Raw genomic sequence first — 18090 nt, 5'->3', positions numbered from 1 at the left:
TGTAGGTCTAGCGCAGCGCCAAACCGCCATCGGAATCGGCAAACCCAAGCAAAACTACCACATCGTGCAGGGCAATGAAGAATAGCACGCTATATCTAGTCGATGTGGACGGCGTGATTGTGACGGGGCGTCCGGGCGACCAGGCGCCATGGTGGACCGACCTGCAAACGCATTTCGGCTGTACCAAAGCTGACCTGCAAAAGCACTTCTTTCAGCCATATTGGCAAGACATTGTCTGCGGCCGCGACAGGCTCCTGCCGCGTCTGGAACAGGCCTTGTGGAAGATGAAAAAGGACATCGCGGCAGAAGGTCTGCGCGATTTCTGGTTCCGCAATGATGCGCATGTCAATGTCGGCGTCTGCGCCTGGATGGACCGACAGCGCGCAGCCGGGCATCGGGTCATGCTGGCGACGAACCAGGACCACAGCCGGGCCGCATTCCTGTTGGAAGAACTGCGGCTGAAGGATCATTGCGACGGCGCATACACCTCTGCCGCTTTGGGCGTGGCGAAGCCGGACAGCGCATTCTTTGATGCAATTGCCAAGTCAGAACGGCGTGCCGCCGGCGACCTTGTTTTGATTGATGACAGCCCTGCAAATGTCGCCGCCGCGCAAGGATGCGGTTGGCGCGCAATTCACTATACCGGCCAATCGCCAGAGGCGCTCACCCTGCAATAGTCTGGGTCAACGCAGTACCCGGATCGGCCAAATCCTCAACCACATTGAAATGATGCTGGCCTGGCACAACCTCATGCGCACAGCCCCACGCATCGCTGAGCGCCTTTGACTGCTTCAGGAATGCGGGCCGCTCATCAGCACCTACCCAAACGGTCACATCAACCGATGGCGGCGGCAAATGCACCGGGCTTTCCGCCTGCGCCTCCTCCGCGTCGATGCGAAGCGTTTCGTTCATGCTGGTCTGCATCAGCGGCGCGAGGTCTGCGACGGGGGAGATCGGGATGACTTTTTCGACCCTCTCCTGCCATCTGGCACCGAGGCGCGGTGCGGTCATGCGGGCCACCAATTGCCCGCCGGCGGAGTGGCCTGCCAGTCGGATCGGGCCAAGGACGCGGGACGCCGCCAGCGCAATTGCGGCGGCAACCTGATCGCCAATCTGCCCGATCCGCACATCGGGGCAGAGATCGTATGACGGCATGGCCACCGCCCAGCCATGGGCGAGCGGGCCTGCCGCCAGATGCGACCAGAAGGATTTGTCAAAGCGCAGCCAATAGCCGCCATGTACGAACACAACCAGCCCCTTGGCCAGTCGGTCGGGATGGAATAGGTCAAGGCGCTGGCGCGGCGTCTCTCCGTAAATCACATCGCATTCGCACATCGCACCGGCACGCAAGGCCGCAGCCTCGCGCGCCCATTTGTCGGGATAGTCGTCTGCCCCCGAGATATAGGCCGCATTCGCATAGGCATCATCCAATTCCATGTATCCCCCCTTTACGCCGCGACGCCGCGCTGATCAGATAATGCCAAGCCAAAGCGGAGGACACCATGCTTGATGACACAACCAACCTGAAATCGATGCTGTCGCGGCCTGACCTTGTCTGCAGCGAGGCGTATGTGGCAGGCGAGTGGATCGCAGCCGATAGCGGGAAAACCTTTGAGGTCACAAACCCCGCGCGCGGCGATGTGATTGCCCATGTCGCCGATCTGGGTAGGGCGGAAACGGCGCGCGCCATCGCTGCTGCCCATACCGCGCAGAAGGCGTGGGCCGCGCGTACCGCGAAGGACCGCGCCATGATCCTGCGCAGGTGGTTTGATCTGATGATGCAGCATCAGGAAGACCTTGCCATCATCATGACCGCTGAACAGGGCAAACCGCTCGCCGAAGCAAAGGGAGAGATTGGCTATGGCGCTTCGTTCCTTGAATGGTTCGCCGAAGAAGGGCGTCGCATTTATGGCGAAACGATCCCTGCGAATATGGCTGACAAACGGATCACTGTCCTAAAACAGCCTGTTGGCATTGCCGCCGGCATCACGCCATGGAATTTTCCGAACGCGATGATCACGCGCAAGGCCGCCCCGGCGCTTGCCGCCGGTTGTGCCTTTGTGATCAAGCCATCCGAGCTCACGCCCTTGTCGGCGCTGGCAATGGCAAGACTCGCCGAAGAGGCTGGCGTGCCACGAGGTCTGTTCTCTGTCATCACCGGCACCGACAGCAGCGCCATTGGTCAGGAGTTCTGCGAGAACCCTATTGTCCGCAAACTGACCTTCACCGGTTCAACGCAGGTGGGCCGCATCCTTTTGGCGCAGGCCGCCGATCAGGTCATGAAATGCTCAATGGAGCTTGGCGGCAACGCGCCTTTTATCGTCTTTGATGATGCCGATCTGGATGAGGCGGTCACCGGGGCCATCGCCTGCAAGTTCCGCAATAATGGGCAGACCTGCGTCTGTGCGAACCGGATTTACGTGCAGGCAGGTGTCTATGATGCCTTCGCCGCGAAGTTCAAAGCGGCGGTCGATGCCTTGCAGGTCGGTGACGGATTTGACGATGGCACAACCCTTGGGCCGTTGATTGAACCAAAAGCAGTCGACAAGGTGCAGCGCCACCTTGAGGACGCATTAACCAAAGGCGGACAGATCCTGACGGGCGGTAAGCCGCACGATCTGGGCGGACAGTTCTTTGAACCGACAATCGTCACTCAGGCAACCAAAGACATGCTCGTCAGCACCGAAGAAACCTTCGGCCCCTTCGCACCGCTCTTCAAATTCGACGATGAGGACGATGTGATCGCACAGGCCAATGACACGATCTTTGGCCTTGCCGCCTATTTCTATGCCAAGGACATCAGCCGGGTCACGAAGGTGTCCGAAGCGTTGGAATACGGGATCGTGGGCGTGAACACCGGCATCATCTCAACCGAAGTGGCCCCCTTTGGCGGTGTGAAGCAATCGGGTCTGGGCCGCGAAGGCTCTCACCACGGGATCGAAGAGTTTCTTGAGATGAAATATGTCTGCACCAGCATCTGACATGATCATCCGCGACGCAAAAGTTGAAGATGTCCCGCAGATGAGCGCTTTCCTGGGCAGGATCGCTGAAATGGGCAGACGCGTCAGCCCATGGGACGAGGATTTTGTACTGCGCAACTACATTAATGCCGCCGACAAGATCCAATGCGCTCTGGCCGAGGACGATGGCAAGGTTCTGGGTTTTCAATCCCTGAAGCTGGCAACCGAAGGCAACATATACGACGTCACCCCTGGCTGGGGCATCATCGGGACACATGTGAACCCCGATGCCGCGAGGCGCGGGGTAGGACGAAGCTTGTTTACTAAGACGTTGCGCGCTGCACACGAGCACGGCTTGAAAAAGATCGACGCGAGTATCAGCGCCGCAAACCCCGAAGGACTTGCCTATTACGAGGCGATGGGCTTTCGCACCTACCGCAGCCCTAATGATCTGATCTGCAAGTGCTATGATCTTTGACCACCCTGATACGCAGATAGATCCACGGACCTGAAAAAAATCCACAAACGCACCAAGGATTGACCATTGATGCGCGTCAAACCACCGTGATGCGTATGATGACAAGCGATGAGGATCTGGCAGAGGCCGCCGCTTTAGGCGACGCGGATGCGTTTGCGAGCCTGCTTGAGCGGCATTATGACCGCCTTTTCAAACTCTGCTTTCGGCTGACCGGCAGCCAGACCGAGGCCGAAGATCTCACGCAAGATATCTGTGCAGCCCTACCGGCAAAGCTCGCGGGCTATGCTAGGCGGGCCAAGGTCACCACCTGGCTTTACCGGGTGGCCGTGAACGCAGCACATGACCGGCGGCGCAGGCGCGCCTCTTTCGTCAAGGCACGTGAAGGCTGGGGCGCTTGGGAAGTCAATCGCAAGGCCAGCATCGATGCGACCGATGCTCAACTCAATTGGCTGACCGGCGCGATGAACCAGCTGAGCCCTGATCTGCGCGACACGCTTGCGCTGATCCTTGACGACATGACGCATGCTGAAGCCGCAGAAATCCTCGGCGTCAGCGAAGGCACGATCAGCTGGCGCATGTCCGAAGCCAAGAAACGCCTGCGTGAGATCAAGGAACAGGAGGACGTGGCATGAGCAATGATTTGGACGACTTCAAAACCATGTTCGACGCCGCCACACCGCAACCTGACGCTACTCGGCGGGCAGAAAACTTCGCGCTTGCGCGCAAGAATTTCGAAGACCTTCATGGTGCGCAAGCTCGTCCGGGGATTGCTCCGCATATGCGCGGACGACTTTGGCGCGGTTTTCAGAGCATCGTCGCAGGCCTCACAGGCAGGACGGGGCTGGCAACCACCACCGCCGCCGTTGCTGCAGGCTTTTTGCTGGTCACACCCCAGCTTCAGGACAGCGTTGCGGTGCCGCCCGCGCCTCAGATAACGACACTGGATTTCGACGGGGCGGTGACCGCACCACAGATTGAACGCGGGCCGATGCTCAGCGATGATATGTCCCCGGATCTCTTGCAACGCGAACCGTTGACCCAACCCTTTGGCGAAGTGCTGCGCGGCCCCGTTCGCGAGTCCTTTGCGCCAGAGGCTGAGCAACAGAATGACTTTGCGCCCGATTTCAGCAACCGTTCGACGGCGGATGAGGCGATGCCCTTTGCTGCCAATTCGGCAGAGAGCGCATTGCAGGCGGATGACGCCGAAGTTTTCGCGTCAACCGCCAGCCCGCATGCCTCGTCCTATGCTTTGGTTCGCGCAGCGCTGATGCGGGGTGAGTTGCCGGCACCTGATGTCGTGGATGTCGCTGAGATGGTCAGCCATTTCTCCGCGCCTGATGCGGTGAATGATGCCAATCTGTCCGCCGTGCAACTCATCATCACAAGTATTCAAGCGCCCTGGAACGCCGAGACGCTGCTTGTGCATATCGCGCTCATTGCTCAACCGAAGGACGAAGATGTGATGGCAGGACTTCGGTCCAATGCGTCGTTTGCCGGGGACGTGGATATGCAGATCACATTCGATCCTGACCTTGTCACAAGCCATCGGCGCATCGGAGACGCGATGCCCCGTCCGAATGAAGCGGGGCAGAGCAGCACCGCATTTGCCTTTGATCGCCTTGATGCTGGGCAGACTATCTCGCTTCTTTTTGAGGCCACATCGGACCGCGAGAAAAGTGATCGTCTGGGGCAGATCACTTTGCGCTATCAATTGGCTGGCGACGATCAGATCAGAACAACTGAAACATCCATTCCCGCCCCTCCCCCGGCAAACACCGAAACAAATTTCGCCGCCGCTATTGTCGCATTTGCGCAGCTTTTGCGGGGCGATGACCATCCGGGCGGCTGGACTTATAATCAAATGATTGCGTTTGCCGAGGCCAATCGGGGAGCGGACCCATTTGGGCAAAGCGCCGAGGCTGTGGGATTGATGCGGCTGGCGCGGGAATTGTCGGAGTGAGCTGTCAGTGGACAGTCAGCCCAGTTGCACGCGGGCAGCGGGTAGAATGCGCCGCTCAATCAGGCGCATCAGATCGCCAAAGTAGCCACCGCTGCGCGCTGGCAAGGTCGGGTCTGAGGTCAGTGCCAGCGTCAGTTCAAGCTGTGGTGCGACGCAAATGATCTGGCCGCCGTAACCCCGCGCCAGAGCATATCCGACCCCGCCAGTTTCACCCAGAAACCAACCGTATCCATAGTCGAGCCCCGAAAAAAATGACCGGGTACGGGGCGCGAAAGACTGCGCAACCCAAGACGGACTGAGCACCTGCTGACCATCAAACCGCCCCACCTGCCGATACATCTCACCAAACCGGACCATCGCATCAAGCGTCAGCGCCATTTCATTGCCGCCCATATACCGGCCTTGTGGATCACGGGTCCATGCGGGGATATCGATGCCAAGCGGCGCTCCCAAACGCCTGCGCGCGAGGGTCAAAAGGCTCTGGCCCGATATCTCGCTCAGAACCGCGCCAAGGATATGAAACGACCCGGTGGAATAGAGCATCCGCTGACCGGGTTCGGCCACGAAAGGGCGGCTCAGCGCATCGGCGACCCAGTTGCGGCTGCTGACCCAGGCGCCGTAATTGGCACCCGACGTGCGTTCGAGGCCGGCCTGCATTGTCACAAGATCTGCAATGGTGATCCCAGCGACCCCAGGGTCTGCCTCCCACGGGATCAGGCGCGGTGCGACCTCACCAAGCGTCGCGTCGATTGACGCAAGCTCACCGCGATCAAGTGCTGCACCGGTCAGGGCCGCCACGATGGTCTTTGATACCGACTTGATCGGCACAGGTCGGTTGAGCGAGGGGCCGCGAAAGACCCGTAGCAGAACGGGTTGGCCGGACTGCCGGATCGCCAAGGCGTGGCATTGCGGCAGGTCTTCTGCTGCTGCGGCGATGCTTTCCCAAATATCGGTCTGGGCCAGCGCGGGCGCCGCGAGGGCCGATGCAGCCCCGGCCAGAAATGTGCGTCGATCGAAAGTCATTCAGCAGCCAATGAGTGGTCCGAGATACCATAACCGCTATTGCCCTCACGGCTACCCACATTTACGTGCGCTTGTCGCAATATGCCTCGGTTTCAATAAACGCCTTCAACGTCTGGTGTTTTTCCAAACGGAACCGATCACCCTCGCGGAGAGTCAGTATCCTGTCGAGCCGGAACATCCGAAATGCATCGCGCAATTCGCACCAACAAACGGCCGTCCAAACCTGCCCCCAGAACCACACGCCCAAGGGGCGGACGACGCGTTCCGTGCGCGTTCCACGCTCGTCGATATAGCTGATCTCGAGACTGATCTGCGCCTCTGATGCGGCTTCGAACCGGTCGAGAAAATCGCGCCAGAGCCCGTTTTCGCGTGGCGTACCAATCGCGTGAACGCTGACCTGACCGACCTTTGCGCGCGCCTCTTCGGGGAGAACCGTATCGATCTTGACCATGGCCTCTTGCGCGGCAGCGGCCATCTTGGTGCCGCCCCAGACCTGCAAGAGGCGTGCGCCTGAAACCAGCGCCACAATCTCATCATGGGTAAACATCAGCGGCGGCAGATCATAGCCGTCGCGCATGACGTATCCGACACCAGCCTCGCCCTCGACCGGCACACCTGACCCGATCAGATGCGCCACGTCGCGGTAAATCGTCCGCGGCGTAACTTCGAGCTTTTCGGCCAATTGCGCTGCCGTGATCAGGCGACCGCCCCGCAGATACTGCAAGATCTGAAAAAGGCGGTCAGCACGGCGCATTTATTCGGTCGACTCGTAAAGGCCAATCGAATTGCCATCGAGGTCCTTGGCATAGACGAACCTGCCCGAGGGGATGGAAATCGGCGGGCTGACAACCTCGCCCCCTGCCGCTTTGCACCGCTCAATCCCTGCTTCAAGCGTGTCAGGCAGGTCGATATGGATCGTGTTGCCGCCGTCCTTGGCGGGTGTGCCGGGATAAAGGTGGGCTCCAGCCGTTTCCATGACACCGCCCAGCATTGCCATCGGATTGGGGCCAGAATTGTCGATCGTCATCTCATATCCGAAGACTTCATTGTAAAACGCCACGGCCTTTTCCATATCCGTGACCGGGATTTCACCCCAAACCATGATGTTGCGTGCAGCCATTTCTCATCTCCTATGTGCTGGTTGATGAGACAACGTTAACCATACCCCTCCTGACAGCGTTGTGTCAGCATGTTTCAGGAGGACGCAAAATCTTGTGCAATGGGCAGACTAGCTCAGCCAACCGAGCCCTGCCGCCGTTGTTTCACGAGGCTTATATTCCCCCGCGACCCACCCGGTGTAGCCGTCCGCATCAAGCTTTTTGAAAACTGCAGGATAATCGATGTCACCCTGATCGGGTTCGCCACGGTCAGGCATTTGCGCCACCTGAATATGGACCGTTATGTCGCGCATGGCCTTCCATGTGCCAAGGACATCGCCTGTTATCTTCGCGGCATGAAAGGTGTCAAATTGCAGACGCAGATTGGGCGCATCCACTGTTTCGACAATGCGCCGACCCAGATCAAAATCGTTGAGGAAATAGCCCGGCATCGTCTCGTTGTTGATCGGTTCGATGGTCAGGCTTTGCTGCGGCGCCTCAGCGGCGGCCCAGCGCAGATTCTCGATGAAGGCGGCCTCGGCTGCCTCCCCCTCAGCCAAACCCGCCATGACATGTAGGTGACCGGCCCCAAGCGTACGGGCATAGCGCACCGATCGTCTGAAATCGCGGCGAAACCGCTCTTCCAGCCCCGGCACGGCGGCAAAGCCCTGATCACCACCGGTGTAATTGGGTGGCGGGCAGTTGATCAGCGCCATCTGCAACTCGTACCGCGCCAGTTTGTTGACGATATCCTGCGCATTTACATCGTAGGGAAACAACACCTCGACCGCATCGAACCCTGCCTCTTTCGCCGCTTCAAAACGCTCCAGAAGCGGCAACTCAGTAAAAAGCCACGTCAGATTGGCACAGAATTTTGGCATTGGGTGCGCCTTTTATTTGGTCACAGCCGACTTACAGCCTCAGCGACAGTCCGCCAAGACGGAAATCGGCGACGAACAAGCTCCGCAAGCCCGGTGCTTGATTGCAAGGCGTCTAGTGTCCACATTCTAGGTGTCGGCAATATGTATAGGGTTAGTGAGTAATGCGCGCACTTATTCGATTTCTCATGAGTTTGTTTATGCCCGTCATCCTGATCGGCGGCGGTGGCGCATTGGTCGGCTGGGGGCTGAATAACACCTGGTCGATTATGATCTACGCGGGACTTGCGATGATTGCCGCGGGCATTATCTGGGGCCTCTTCTTATGGTTATGGGTCAGTGAAGGTGGCCTGTAAGGAGTACATAGTTCGAAGTTTGTCTGACGCAGCGTCGCGCTTGAGCATGACAGTGGGCAAAAGCATGATTTCAACCACGCTGAAAGGAGCCCTGTCATGATCCCGACCTTACGTGTCCTGATGCATATGGGCAGCCTGCAACGTCTTTTTCCGTTCTGGCTCGTTGCGATGGCGCTATTTGTCAGCTTCTATTCAGGCTGGCTGTTGCTTGCTTTGCTTTACGGCTTCGTCCTGCAGTTCTTTGTCGAATATGCGATGCACAGATTCCTTCTGCATCGTGAACCGCCAACCGATCAGGGCATCTTCAATCAGCTCTATCGTAGCCATATCGGCCATCACGAGTTTCCGTCTGATGCGGAGTTTTTCACCGGTGATGATCACTGGTACCCCGTGCGCTTCGGACTGATCTCGTTGGCGCTGCATACAGCGGTCCTGACGCTCTTTGTTGGCTTGGTACCGGCAGCAATCTGGTCGTTTGTGGCGCTCTTTGCCGGTTCGGTCAGTGCTTTTGCCTTCTATGAGTATTGCCACACGCTGGCGCATCTGAATATCAGAAAGGGCTGGTTCGGGCAAAGGATTACGCGCTCACATCTGGCCCACCATTTTCAAGATCATCACGCGACATTTCACGTTAGCTTCGGCATGGGCTGGATCGACCGGCTTTTTGGCACGGCGCACGACCTCGAAACCGCCCGTGCCCGCTATGATCGCGAAACGATCCTGTCGATGGGCATGGACCCAGAGGACCTGCGGCTTGTCACAGCGCGCAAGGCTTACGGGGTGACCAAAATGCCACGGGGCGCCAAGCGCGCGGCCTCGTAGTATTTCCTGACCACCTTGCAAAAAAGGCCCGCACAATATGCGGGCCCTTCATCGTTGGTCTGTTCTGATACTTAGAAACTAAGCGTCAATGCGGATGCCGCTCCCGTCGCGATGTCGTCTTCCAAACGCTGTTCTATGCTGTTGTCGAGACGCTGGCGGTCACCAAACTCATATGTCAGCGCGAAAGTGAAGACCGTCACTTCATCGATCTCGACATCGCTACCATCGACATATCCGACATTTAGATCAGCCGAGAAACCTTCGGTAAACTCGTACGCGCCACCAATTGTCACCGAATAAAGATCAGGGGCGTCATCACCTGCATAAGAGGCATAATCTACTTGCGCACGAAACGCCGGTGTAAACCCGTAGCTGTAACCAAAACCAAAAAGCGTCACATCGGTATCAGAATTACCCAGAAAAAAGCCGTTCGCCTGAAAAGGCGCGACGTCAAAACTGCCCGTACCGTAATAGGTTGTACCGTCAAACTCGCTGTCATCCTGCAGGAAACCAGCCAGCGTCGCCTCTGGTACCGGTGAGACCTCACCAAACACTGCGGTCGTAACGTTGTCTTCGTCCAGATCAAACTGCGAGACGTTGATACCTGCACCGAATTGCGATGTGCGGTATTGGCCGAAGAACTCGGCACCATTTGCATCAGCGTCAAGGGTGGTGGAGCCGTCATCGAGTTCAATATCGATACCCGTCGCACCCACCCCAACCAGAATCTCAGGTGTGACCAGGAAACCCGCGCCAAAAGCATATTCGAATGTCGTGGTTTCAATCGTTTCCGGATCGGTGCTAACGACGCCCCTGGCCAGATCACCCGACAGGACGATTTGACCCACTGTGTATTCCAGCGACCCCTGAAGCAGATCACTATCGAAATCGACCGAGTCGCTGCCTTCCTCAAGCTGTAACCTAGTCGCATCGTAGCTAAATCGGTTGTAATTTACACCATCGGCCATCGCCGGTGCTGTCAGCAGCGCAACGGTTGCTGTGCTGGTTAGAATGGATTTCATCTTATCCTCGTAAGTTTTGTTGTGAGGCGCATATGTGCGGTGTCGCGGCAGCCAACAAGAAGCACCCGCACACGCATTGCGGGTATGATGCATTTTAGCATCAGCGGGCGGCGAAGCCGAGCAATCGACGCAAGTCCCGCGTGGCTATTTCAGTTGAGCTCCACTGATGGGATGATCGGGAAAAACTGGCCCGATGAACGCAAGCCAAACCAGTCTTCCCCGTCATGTTTGGCATGCTCGCCAATCTCGACGAGCCTGTAGAATGACTTGCGGTCGATCAACGCTTCCAGATTGGCGCGGACCAACACGTAAGGTGAAGGCTCGCCCGTTTCGGGGTCCCGCTCCACGCGGATCGGGTGGTTGGGTCCCGCGATCATGCGGTCGCCCACATTCGTCTCGAATTCCAGACCGTCACCCTTCCGGTTGAAATCAACCGCGACGAAGGGTGCGTCATCCACCGTGATCCCCACCTTCTCAACCGGGGTAACCAGTACGTACTCATCATCGTCTTTGCGCAGAATCGTTGAGAAGAGGCGCACGAGCTCGGGCCTGCCGATGGGCGTGCCCATGTAAAACCAAGTTCCGTCCCGGGCGATGCGCATGTCAATCGCACCGCAATGGGGCGGATTCCACAAATGGACCGGCGGTAAACCGCCCTTTTGGACGGCACGCGCGCTGCTGGCGAGGCTTTCGGCTGACGGTGTCACAATCTTTTGTGTGCTCATTGCTTTTGCCATTGGGGTTTGCGGGATTATCTGTACCAATAACACTATAGTTCAACCGGAGGATTGTCATGGCCAACGACGCCGATCTTGTCGCCCATATCGAACATCTGGGCGCAAAGCTGGGCGATGCCCGCACCAGCATTTCGGCCCGTTTCATTGGCCAGCAAAGGGTCGTGGACCTGACGCTCACAGCACTGATTTGCGGCGGCCATGCAGTGCTGATCGGTCTGCCGGGTCTGGGCAAGACCCGCCTTGTCGATACGCTCTCCACCGTGATGGGCCTTGATGGCAACCGTATCCAGTTCACGCCCGACCTCATGCCTGCCGATATCCTGGGCTCGGAAGTGCTGGAGACGACCGATGACGGCTCGCGTTCCTTTCGGTTCATCGAAGGTCCGATCTTCTGCCAGCTTCTGATGGCGGATGAGATCAACCGCGCCTCGCCCCGTACACAATCCGCTCTGTTGCAGGCGATGCAGGAAAAAGAGGTGACCATCGCAGGTCAACACCGCCCCCTTGGTGTTCCGTTCCATGTGCTGGCCACGCAGAACCCGATTGAGCAGGAAGGCACCTACCCCCTGCCAGAGGCGCAGCTTGACCGTTTCCTGGTGCAAATTGATGTCCCCTACCCCGACCGCGCGACCGAAAAAGACATTCTGATCGCCACGACGGGTGTGGAAGAGGCACAATCGAGTGCTGTGTTCACAGCACAGCAATTGCTGGACGCGCAGACTGTTCTGCGGCGGATGCCGGTCGGCGACAACATTGTCGAAATGATCCTTGATCTCGTCCGCGCCTGTCGCCCGGATGATGCGACGGCACCCGATGTGATCAGGCAAAGCATTTCCTGGGGTCCAGGCCCGCGCGCCGCACAGGCACTGATGCTGACGGTCCGGGCAGCCGCCTTGCTTGACGGCAGGCTTGCGCCCTCGGCTGAGGATATCCGGACCATGGCGGTGCCTGTCCTTGAACACCGCATGGCGCTGTCCTTTGCGGCGCGTGCCCGTGGTGAGAGCATTCAGGACATTATCAATCAGGTCGCAGCACAGATCACGGAAGTGCCTGCCGCCGCATGACCGAACCGCTCGCCCTTCGCTCGCAAGCTGAAACGCTTGCAGCACCCCTCCCTGCGCTTTTGGCCGAGGCAGAACATCTGGCGTCGACAGTCCTGTTGGGCGATCACGGGCGCAGGCGCGCGGGCACGGGCGATACGTTCTGGCAATACCGTCCGGCGCAACCGCATGATGAGGCGCGCAGCATCGATTGGCGCCGCTCTGCCCGGTCAGACAGCAATTTCGTGCAGGACAAGGAATGGCAGATCGCGCAGTCGATCATCCTATGGGTCGACCAAGCCGCGTCGATGTCTTTTGCGTCAGACAACCACCCGACTAAGGGCACCCGCGCGCGGACGCTCGCTCTGGCACTGGCGATCCTGCTGATCAGGGGCGGCGAACGGGTGGGCCTGACAGGTGTCCGCCTGCCGCCGCGCCGGGGCGAAGTCCAGATCATGCGCATGGCCGAGCTACTAAGCGAGGATCATCAGACAGACTATGGCGCCCCCGAGGCGCAAGGCATGCTCGCCCATTCCCGCGCGCTATTTGTCAGTGATTTCCTGGGCGATATTGGGCCTGTCGAGGACGCGCTTTTGCGCGCCGCGGACCGCGATGTACGCGGCACGCTTCTGCAAGTGCTCGACCCGCAGGAAGAGGCATTTCCCTTCGACGGGCGCACGATTTTCCAATCCATGACCGGCGCGCTGCAGCATGAAACATTGAAAGCCGGTGATCTGAAGCAACGCTATCTCGACCGGCTTGCCCAGCGCAAGGACAGGCTAGCGCATCTGGCCCGCATCACCGGTTGGCAATTCAGCACGCATCATACGGGCGAAAGCGCGACGAACGCGCTGCTCTGGCTTTACGGCGCGATGGAGCGGCACGCCTGATGTGGTCCATCGGTCCCATAGGTTTTGCGGCACCTTGGCTGCTTTTGGGCCTCATCGCCCTGCCGATCCTGTGGTTGCTCTTGCGCGCCGTACCACCAGCCCCAATCCGGCGGCGTTTCCCCGGTGTCGCCCTGCTTTTGGGCCTGACCGATGACGAAACCCAATCGGATCGCACGCCGTGGTGGCTCTTGCTGCTCCGGCTGCTCGCCGTTGCGGCCATCATCGTGGGCTTTGCGGGTCCGGTCCTGAACCCGCAACAGGCACGCGAAGGCACCGGCGATCTTGTGATCGTGCTCGACGGGTCTTGGGCCGGTGCGCCGACTTGGGGCGCCAAAATGGACCGTGTCGACACGCTCCTGACCGAGGCGGCGGTTGCGAACCGGCGCGTAGCCGTCGTCAACCTCACCGATCTACCAAACGAGGCACTGCCTTTTGCCGCCCCCACCGACTGGCAGAACCGCCTGCCTAATCTGACGCCCAGCCCGTGGCAGCCCACCGATCCAGCAGCCTATTTCGCGGAGCAATCGGGGAGCTTTGAGACCTACTGGATTTCGGACGGGCTGGATTATGAAGGTCGCGATGTACTGCTCAGCGCCCTCGAAGGCTTCGGTGAGGTCACCGCCTTCCAATCCCCGCGTCAGATCTTTGGCTTGCGTCCGGCGCGGTTCGAAGACGGCCAAGTAAAGGTCTCAGCGACCCGCACGCCCGTTGGCAACCTCACCGAGACCACAATCAACGCCATCGGCTTTGATCCGGCAGGGGTGGAGCGGCAGTTGGCCACTGTACCCCTCATCTTCGAACCCGGCGAGGCTGTCGCCGAAACCGCGATGGTTCTGCCGCCGGAACTGCGCAACCGCATCACCCGCTTTGAAATCAGCGGCGCGCGCTCGGCAGGGGCCGTCAGCCTGACCGATGACGCGCTGAAACGACGCGAAGTCGCCCTGATCGCGGGTCGGGATGACCGTGAAGGGCTCGAACTGCTCTCGCCGCTTCACTACCTGCGCGAGGCATTGGAGCCGACCGCCGATATCATCGACGGCGCGCTCGAAGATATCCTGCTGGCCAATCCTGATGTGATCATTCTGGCCGATGTGGCGATCCTGACGGATATCGAGGCGCAGGGGATCGAGGATTGGGTGGACAATGGCGGCATGCTTTTGCGCTTTGCCGGGCCGCGTCTTGCCGCATCTGACCTTGGCCGCGCTGAAGAGGATCCGCTTTTGCCGGTCCGCCTGAGGTCCGGCGGGCGCAGCGTCGGCGGCGCGATGAGTTGGGGAGAGCCCAAATCGCTCGCACCCTTTGCTGAAGCCTCTCCGTTCTTCGGCCTACCCGTGCCCGATGATGTCACCGTCACCAGTCAGGTCATGGCCCAGCCTGACCCAACATTGGCAGACCGCGTGATTGCACAGCTCGCCGACGGAACACCGCTGGTGACGCGCAAGGTCATGGGCGAAGGGCAAGTGGTACTTGTCCACGTCACCGCCAATGCCGAATGGTCCACTTTACCGCTGTCGGGGCTTTTCGTGCAGATGCTCGAACGCCTTGCCGTTTCAACCCGCCCCGTAACCCCGGACACGGCAGAGCTGGAAGGAACCACTTGGCTGCCAAACCGGGTGCTTGATGCCTATGGCCGTCTTACAGACGGCACCGACCTTCCCGGCATCGACGGCACCTTGCTGGCCGAGGGCACCCCCGGGCCAGATGTGCCACCGGGTCTTTACGCAGGCGGCGACCGCCAACTTGCCATCAACGTTATCGGAAAGGACACCATGCTCAGCACCGCGCAATGGCCCGCAAGGATCACCGTCGAAGGCATGGCTGTCACCCGTGAGACTGCGCTGAAAGGCTGGTTGTTGAGTGCGGCCTTGATGATGCTTCTGATGGATGTGATTGCCTCGCTCGCCGTTGGTGGACGGCTGCGTGGGCCGCGTGCGGATGTCGCGGTCGCGGTCGCACTTGCCATCGTGCTTTTCGGCCAACCCGCACAGGCGCAGGAACGGACCGCCGATGATTTCGCACTACAGGCAACAACCGAAGTTGTCTTGGGTCATATCCTGACCGGTGATCGCGAAACCGATGAGGTCGCGGCAGCCGGGCTGACAGGCATCTCACAAACGCTGTTCCGTCGCACAGCCATTGAGCCTGCCACCCCAATGGGCGTGAATATCGAGACGGATGAACTGGCCTTCTTTCCATTCCTCTACTGGCCGATCACGGCTGAACAGCAACTGCCAAGTCGTGAGGCATACGGCAAGCTCAACCGCTATCTGCGGTCCGGCGGGATGATCATGTTTGACACCCGCGACGCTGATACGGCGCGGTTCGGCTCTGGTTCGCCTGAAGGGCGGATGCTGCAGGCGATTGCACGGTCGCTCGACATTCCACCGCTGGAACCGATCCCTTCCGATCACGTGCTCACCCGCACCTTCTATCTCTTGCAGGATTTTCCGGGCCGTTATGCCAGCCGCGATGTGTGGGTCGAGGCCGCGCCGCCTGACGCCGAGCAGATCGAGGGTATGCCGTTTCGCAACCTCAACGACGGGGTCACTCCTGTCATTATCGGCGGCAACGATTGGGCACGGGCCTGGGCGGTGAATGACAATGGCCAGCGGATGTTCCCGGTCGGGCGCGGCATGGCGGGTGAGCGGCAGCGTGAAATTGCCCTGCGCTTTGGCGTGAACGTGATCATGCATGTGCTGACCGGTAATTACAAATCGGATCAGGTGCATGTGCCCGACCTGCTCGACAGGCTTGGCCAATGACCGGAACGCTGATCTTCGACCCTCTGATACCGCTCGTGATGCTCTACGCCGTAGCGGGGCTCGTCGCTGCCGCTGTCGCTTTGGCCGTGTGGCGCCGGTTGCCTGGCTGGTGGCTGCGCGGGCTGGCTGGTTTAGCGCTGCTGGCGGCGCTCGCCAATCCGGCTATCCAACAGGAGGACCGCGAGCCTCTTAGCGACATTGTCATGCTGGTTGTCGATGAAAGCGCGAGCCAGCGGATCGGTGAGCGTCCCGCGCAGAATGCCACCGCCATTACAAATGTCGAGGCGCAGGTGGCCAGGCAGACCAATACTGAACTGCGCATCGTCACACTCGGTGACGGTGAAGGCGACACGGGCACAACGCTGATGACCGCCTTGTCAGAGGCTTTGGCCGAAGAGCCGCAAGGGCGCATTGCCGGTATCATCCTGCTGACCGATGGGCGGCTGCATGATCTAGACCGCGCCCCGCGCCTGCCCGCACCGATGCATACGCTGCTGACCGGAGAGCCCAACGATTGGGACCGGCGGCTGATCGTTTCAAACGCCCCAGCATTTGCGATCCTGGGCGAAGAGGTGACGCTGACACTTAGGATCGAAGATCAGGGTGCAGCGCCCGCGGAAGACAACGTGGCCCTCTCTATCTCAATCGATGGTGAAGCCCCGATCACCGTGCCCGCGCCGATTGGTCAGAACATCGAACTGCCACTCGAATTGCCCCATGGCGGCATGAACGTGCTGCAATTCACCATCCCTGACGCGCCGGGCGAATTGACCAATCGCAACAACAGTGCCGTGATCCAAATCAACGGGGTCCGCGACAGGCTGCGGGTCCTGCTCGTTTCGGGAGAGCCGCATCCGGGAGAGCGCACATGGCGCAACCTTCTGAAATCCGATTCCGCCGTCGATCTGGTGCATTTCACCATCCTGCGCCCGCCGGAAAAACAGGACGGCGTGCCGGTCAATGAGCTATCTCTAATCGCCTTTCCGACACGCGAACTGTTCCTTGAAAAGATCAACGATTTCGACCTGATCATCTTCGATCGCTATAGGCGCCGTGGCATCCTGCCCAGCGCCTACATCGACAATATCCGCGAATATGTGGAACAGGGCGGTGCCGTGCTTGTCTCGTCGGGGCCGGAATATGGCTCTGCGGAAAGCATCTATCGCTCGCCTTTGGGTCCAATCCTGCCGGGTGCGCCCACCGCGCGGGTGTTTGAAGAACCCTTCAAACCGCAGATCACCGATATCGGGCAGCGGCATCCCGTGACCGAGGGCCTTGATGAGATCACCGAAGGCGCTCCTGAGGAAGGGCCGACATGGGGCCGTTGGTTCCGCCTTATCGACGTGCTGGTGCCTGAACAGGCGACCACCGTGATGTCGGGCCTTGATGACCGACCACTTCTCATCCTCAACCGGATTGGCGAGGGGCGCGTGTCACTGATCGCATCGGACCATTCTTGGCTGTGGGATCGCGGCTATGAAGGCGGCGGGCCGCAACTGGAACTCCTCCGCCGTCTCGCCCATTGGATGATGAAGGAGCCGGAACTCGAAGAAGAGGCGCTGTGGGTCGAACCGGCGGGTCAGACCATGCGGATCATCCGGCGCACGCTTGATCTGGAAACGGGCGAGGTGACCGTCACCCATCCGGATGACACCGAAACAGTGCTGACCCTCGAAGAAGTATCGCCAGGTCGGTTTGAGACGCTGTGGGAAGCGCCCGAAATTGGCCTCTACCGGCTGGATGATGGTGAGGAAACGGCCGTCATCGCCCTCGGGCCCGCCGCACCGCGCGAATTTGAACAGACCATTGCGTCGGGCGAATTGCTCGACCCGCTCGTGACAGGCACGGGCGGCGGGATCAAACTGATCTCTGACGGCGATGTCAGTATCCGCGCTGTGCGCGAAGGAAGACCCGCAAACGGGCGCGGCTGGATCGGGATCACCCCGCGCGGCGCGTTTCAAACCGCCGATGTCAGTATCACGCCACTTCTGCCGGCCTGGGCGTTCCTGCTCCTTGCATCGCTTCTGATGGTTGGGGCCTGGCTGCGCGAAGGGCGGCGGTAGGC

18 protein-coding genes are annotated in these 18090 nt (G+C 59.6%); 11 read left to right on the top strand and 7 right to left on the bottom strand.

Annotation, left to right across the window (positions count from 1 at the left end; genetic code table 11):
* The first annotated feature begins 74 nt into the window (after nt 1-74).
* Nucleotides 75-677 (top strand): HAD-IA family hydrolase, encoded by a 603-nt coding sequence (locus tag SLH49_RS04185; RefSeq protein ID WP_320267901.1) that lies wholly within the window; start codon nt 75-77, stop codon nt 675-677.
* Here SLH49_RS04185 and SLH49_RS04180 read toward each other — a convergent pair.
* Nucleotides 664-1437 (bottom strand): alpha/beta hydrolase, encoded by a 774-nt coding sequence (locus tag SLH49_RS04180; RefSeq protein WP_320267900.1) that lies wholly within the window; start codon nt 1435-1437, stop codon nt 664-666. The genes SLH49_RS04185 and SLH49_RS04180 overlap by 14 nt on opposite strands.
* Before the next feature lie 65 nt (nt 1438-1502).
* On the opposite strand from SLH49_RS04180, the gene SLH49_RS04175 reads away from it, so the two are divergent.
* The 4 genes from SLH49_RS04175 (at nt 1503) to SLH49_RS04160 (ending at nt 5398) form a co-directional block, all read left to right on the top strand.
* Nucleotides 1503-2981 (top strand): NAD-dependent succinate-semialdehyde dehydrogenase, encoded by a 1479-nt coding sequence (locus SLH49_RS04175; protein WP_320267899.1) that lies wholly within the window; start codon nt 1503-1505, stop codon nt 2979-2981.
* Entirely contained in the window at nt 2962-3438 is a 477-nt protein-coding gene (locus tag SLH49_RS04170) for a GNAT family N-acetyltransferase (RefSeq protein ID WP_320267898.1), read from the top strand. The genes SLH49_RS04175 and SLH49_RS04170 overlap by 20 nt, the downstream gene beginning before the upstream one ends.
* 95 nt (nt 3439-3533) lie before the next feature.
* Nucleotides 3534-4070, top strand: a complete 537-nt coding sequence (locus SLH49_RS04165) for an RNA polymerase sigma factor (protein WP_320268513.1) — start codon at nt 3534-3536, stop codon at nt 4068-4070.
* Nucleotides 4067-5398: a YfbK domain-containing protein gene (locus tag SLH49_RS04160; protein WP_320267897.1), complete on the top strand. Its 1332-nt coding sequence runs from the start codon at nt 4067-4069 to the stop codon at nt 5396-5398. Before SLH49_RS04165 ends, SLH49_RS04160 begins: the two co-directional genes overlap by 4 nt.
* A 15-nt stretch (nt 5399-5413) precedes the next feature.
* Here the strand turns inward: SLH49_RS04160 and SLH49_RS04155 are convergent, their stop codons facing one another.
* The 4 genes from SLH49_RS04155 to SLH49_RS04140 form a co-directional block, all read right to left on the bottom strand.
* On the bottom strand, nt 5414-6421 hold the full coding sequence (locus tag SLH49_RS04155) for a serine hydrolase (RefSeq protein WP_320267896.1): 1008 nt from the start codon (nt 6419-6421) through the stop codon (nt 5414-5416).
* Nucleotides 6422-6482: 61 nt separating this feature from the next.
* Complete coding sequence (locus SLH49_RS04150) at nt 6483-7175, bottom strand: YafY family protein (RefSeq protein ID WP_320267895.1); 693 nt, start codon at nt 7173-7175, stop codon at nt 6483-6485.
* Nucleotides 7176-7541 carry a VOC family protein gene (locus SLH49_RS04145; protein ID WP_320267894.1) on the bottom strand — a complete coding sequence of 122 codons (366 nt, stop codon included), beginning with the start codon at nt 7539-7541 and terminating at the stop codon, nt 7176-7178.
* A 108-nt stretch (nt 7542-7649) separates the two neighbouring features.
* On the bottom strand, nt 7650-8399 hold the full coding sequence (locus SLH49_RS04140) for a hydroxypyruvate isomerase family protein (RefSeq protein ID WP_320267893.1): 750 nt from the start codon (nt 8397-8399) through the stop codon (nt 7650-7652).
* A gap of 197 nt (nt 8400-8596) precedes the next feature.
* Here SLH49_RS04140 and SLH49_RS04135 point away from each other — a divergent pair, with 197 nt between their 5' ends.
* Together SLH49_RS04135 and SLH49_RS04130 are read left to right on the top strand one after the other, a co-directional pair.
* A complete protein-coding gene (locus tag SLH49_RS04135) occupies nt 8597-8752 on the top strand; it encodes a hypothetical protein (protein ID WP_320267892.1) in 156 nt (51 codons plus the stop codon).
* 96 nt (nt 8753-8848) lie between these two features.
* A complete protein-coding gene (locus SLH49_RS04130; RefSeq protein ID WP_320267891.1) occupies nt 8849-9574 on the top strand; it encodes a sterol desaturase family protein in 726 nt (241 codons plus the stop codon).
* Between the two features lie 71 nt (nt 9575-9645).
* On the opposite strand, the gene SLH49_RS04125 is transcribed toward SLH49_RS04130, so the two are convergent.
* A complete protein-coding gene (locus SLH49_RS04125) occupies nt 9646-10596 on the bottom strand; it encodes a hypothetical protein (RefSeq protein ID WP_320267890.1) in 951 nt (316 codons plus the stop codon).
* 149 nt (nt 10597-10745) lie between these two features.
* Entirely contained in the window at nt 10746-11321 is a 576-nt protein-coding gene (locus SLH49_RS04120) for a DUF1285 domain-containing protein (protein ID WP_320267889.1), read from the bottom strand.
* A 68-nt stretch (nt 11322-11389) separates the two neighbouring features.
* On the opposite strand from SLH49_RS04120, the gene SLH49_RS04115 reads away from it, so the two are divergent.
* The 4 genes from SLH49_RS04115 to SLH49_RS04100 are packed head-to-tail and all read left to right on the top strand — an operon-like array spanning nt 11390 to nt 18088.
* A complete protein-coding gene (locus SLH49_RS04115; RefSeq protein ID WP_320267888.1) occupies nt 11390-12397 on the top strand; it encodes a MoxR family ATPase in 1008 nt (335 codons plus the stop codon).
* Nucleotides 12394-13263, top strand: a complete 870-nt coding sequence (locus SLH49_RS04110) for a DUF58 domain-containing protein (protein ID WP_320267887.1) — start codon at nt 12394-12396, stop codon at nt 13261-13263. The genes SLH49_RS04115 and SLH49_RS04110 overlap by 4 nt, the downstream gene beginning before the upstream one ends.
* Nucleotides 13263-16025: a DUF4159 domain-containing protein gene (locus SLH49_RS04105; RefSeq protein WP_320267886.1), complete on the top strand. Its 2763-nt coding sequence runs from the start codon at nt 13263-13265 to the stop codon at nt 16023-16025. The genes SLH49_RS04110 and SLH49_RS04105 overlap by 1 nt, the downstream gene beginning before the upstream one ends.
* Nucleotides 16022-18088, top strand: coding sequence for a hypothetical protein (locus tag SLH49_RS04100; protein WP_320267885.1), 2067 nt, complete (start codon nt 16022-16024; stop codon nt 18086-18088). The genes SLH49_RS04105 and SLH49_RS04100 overlap by 4 nt, the downstream gene beginning before the upstream one ends.
* The last annotated feature ends 2 nt before the right edge of the window (nt 18089-18090 follow it).

The organism is Cognatiyoonia sp. IB215446 (assembly GCF_033963825.1).
Lineage (GTDB): Bacteria > Pseudomonadota > Alphaproteobacteria > Rhodobacterales > Rhodobacteraceae > Yoonia.
Note: the sequence above shows the minus strand (reverse complement) of the source record. Positions and strands in the feature narration are given on the sequence as shown.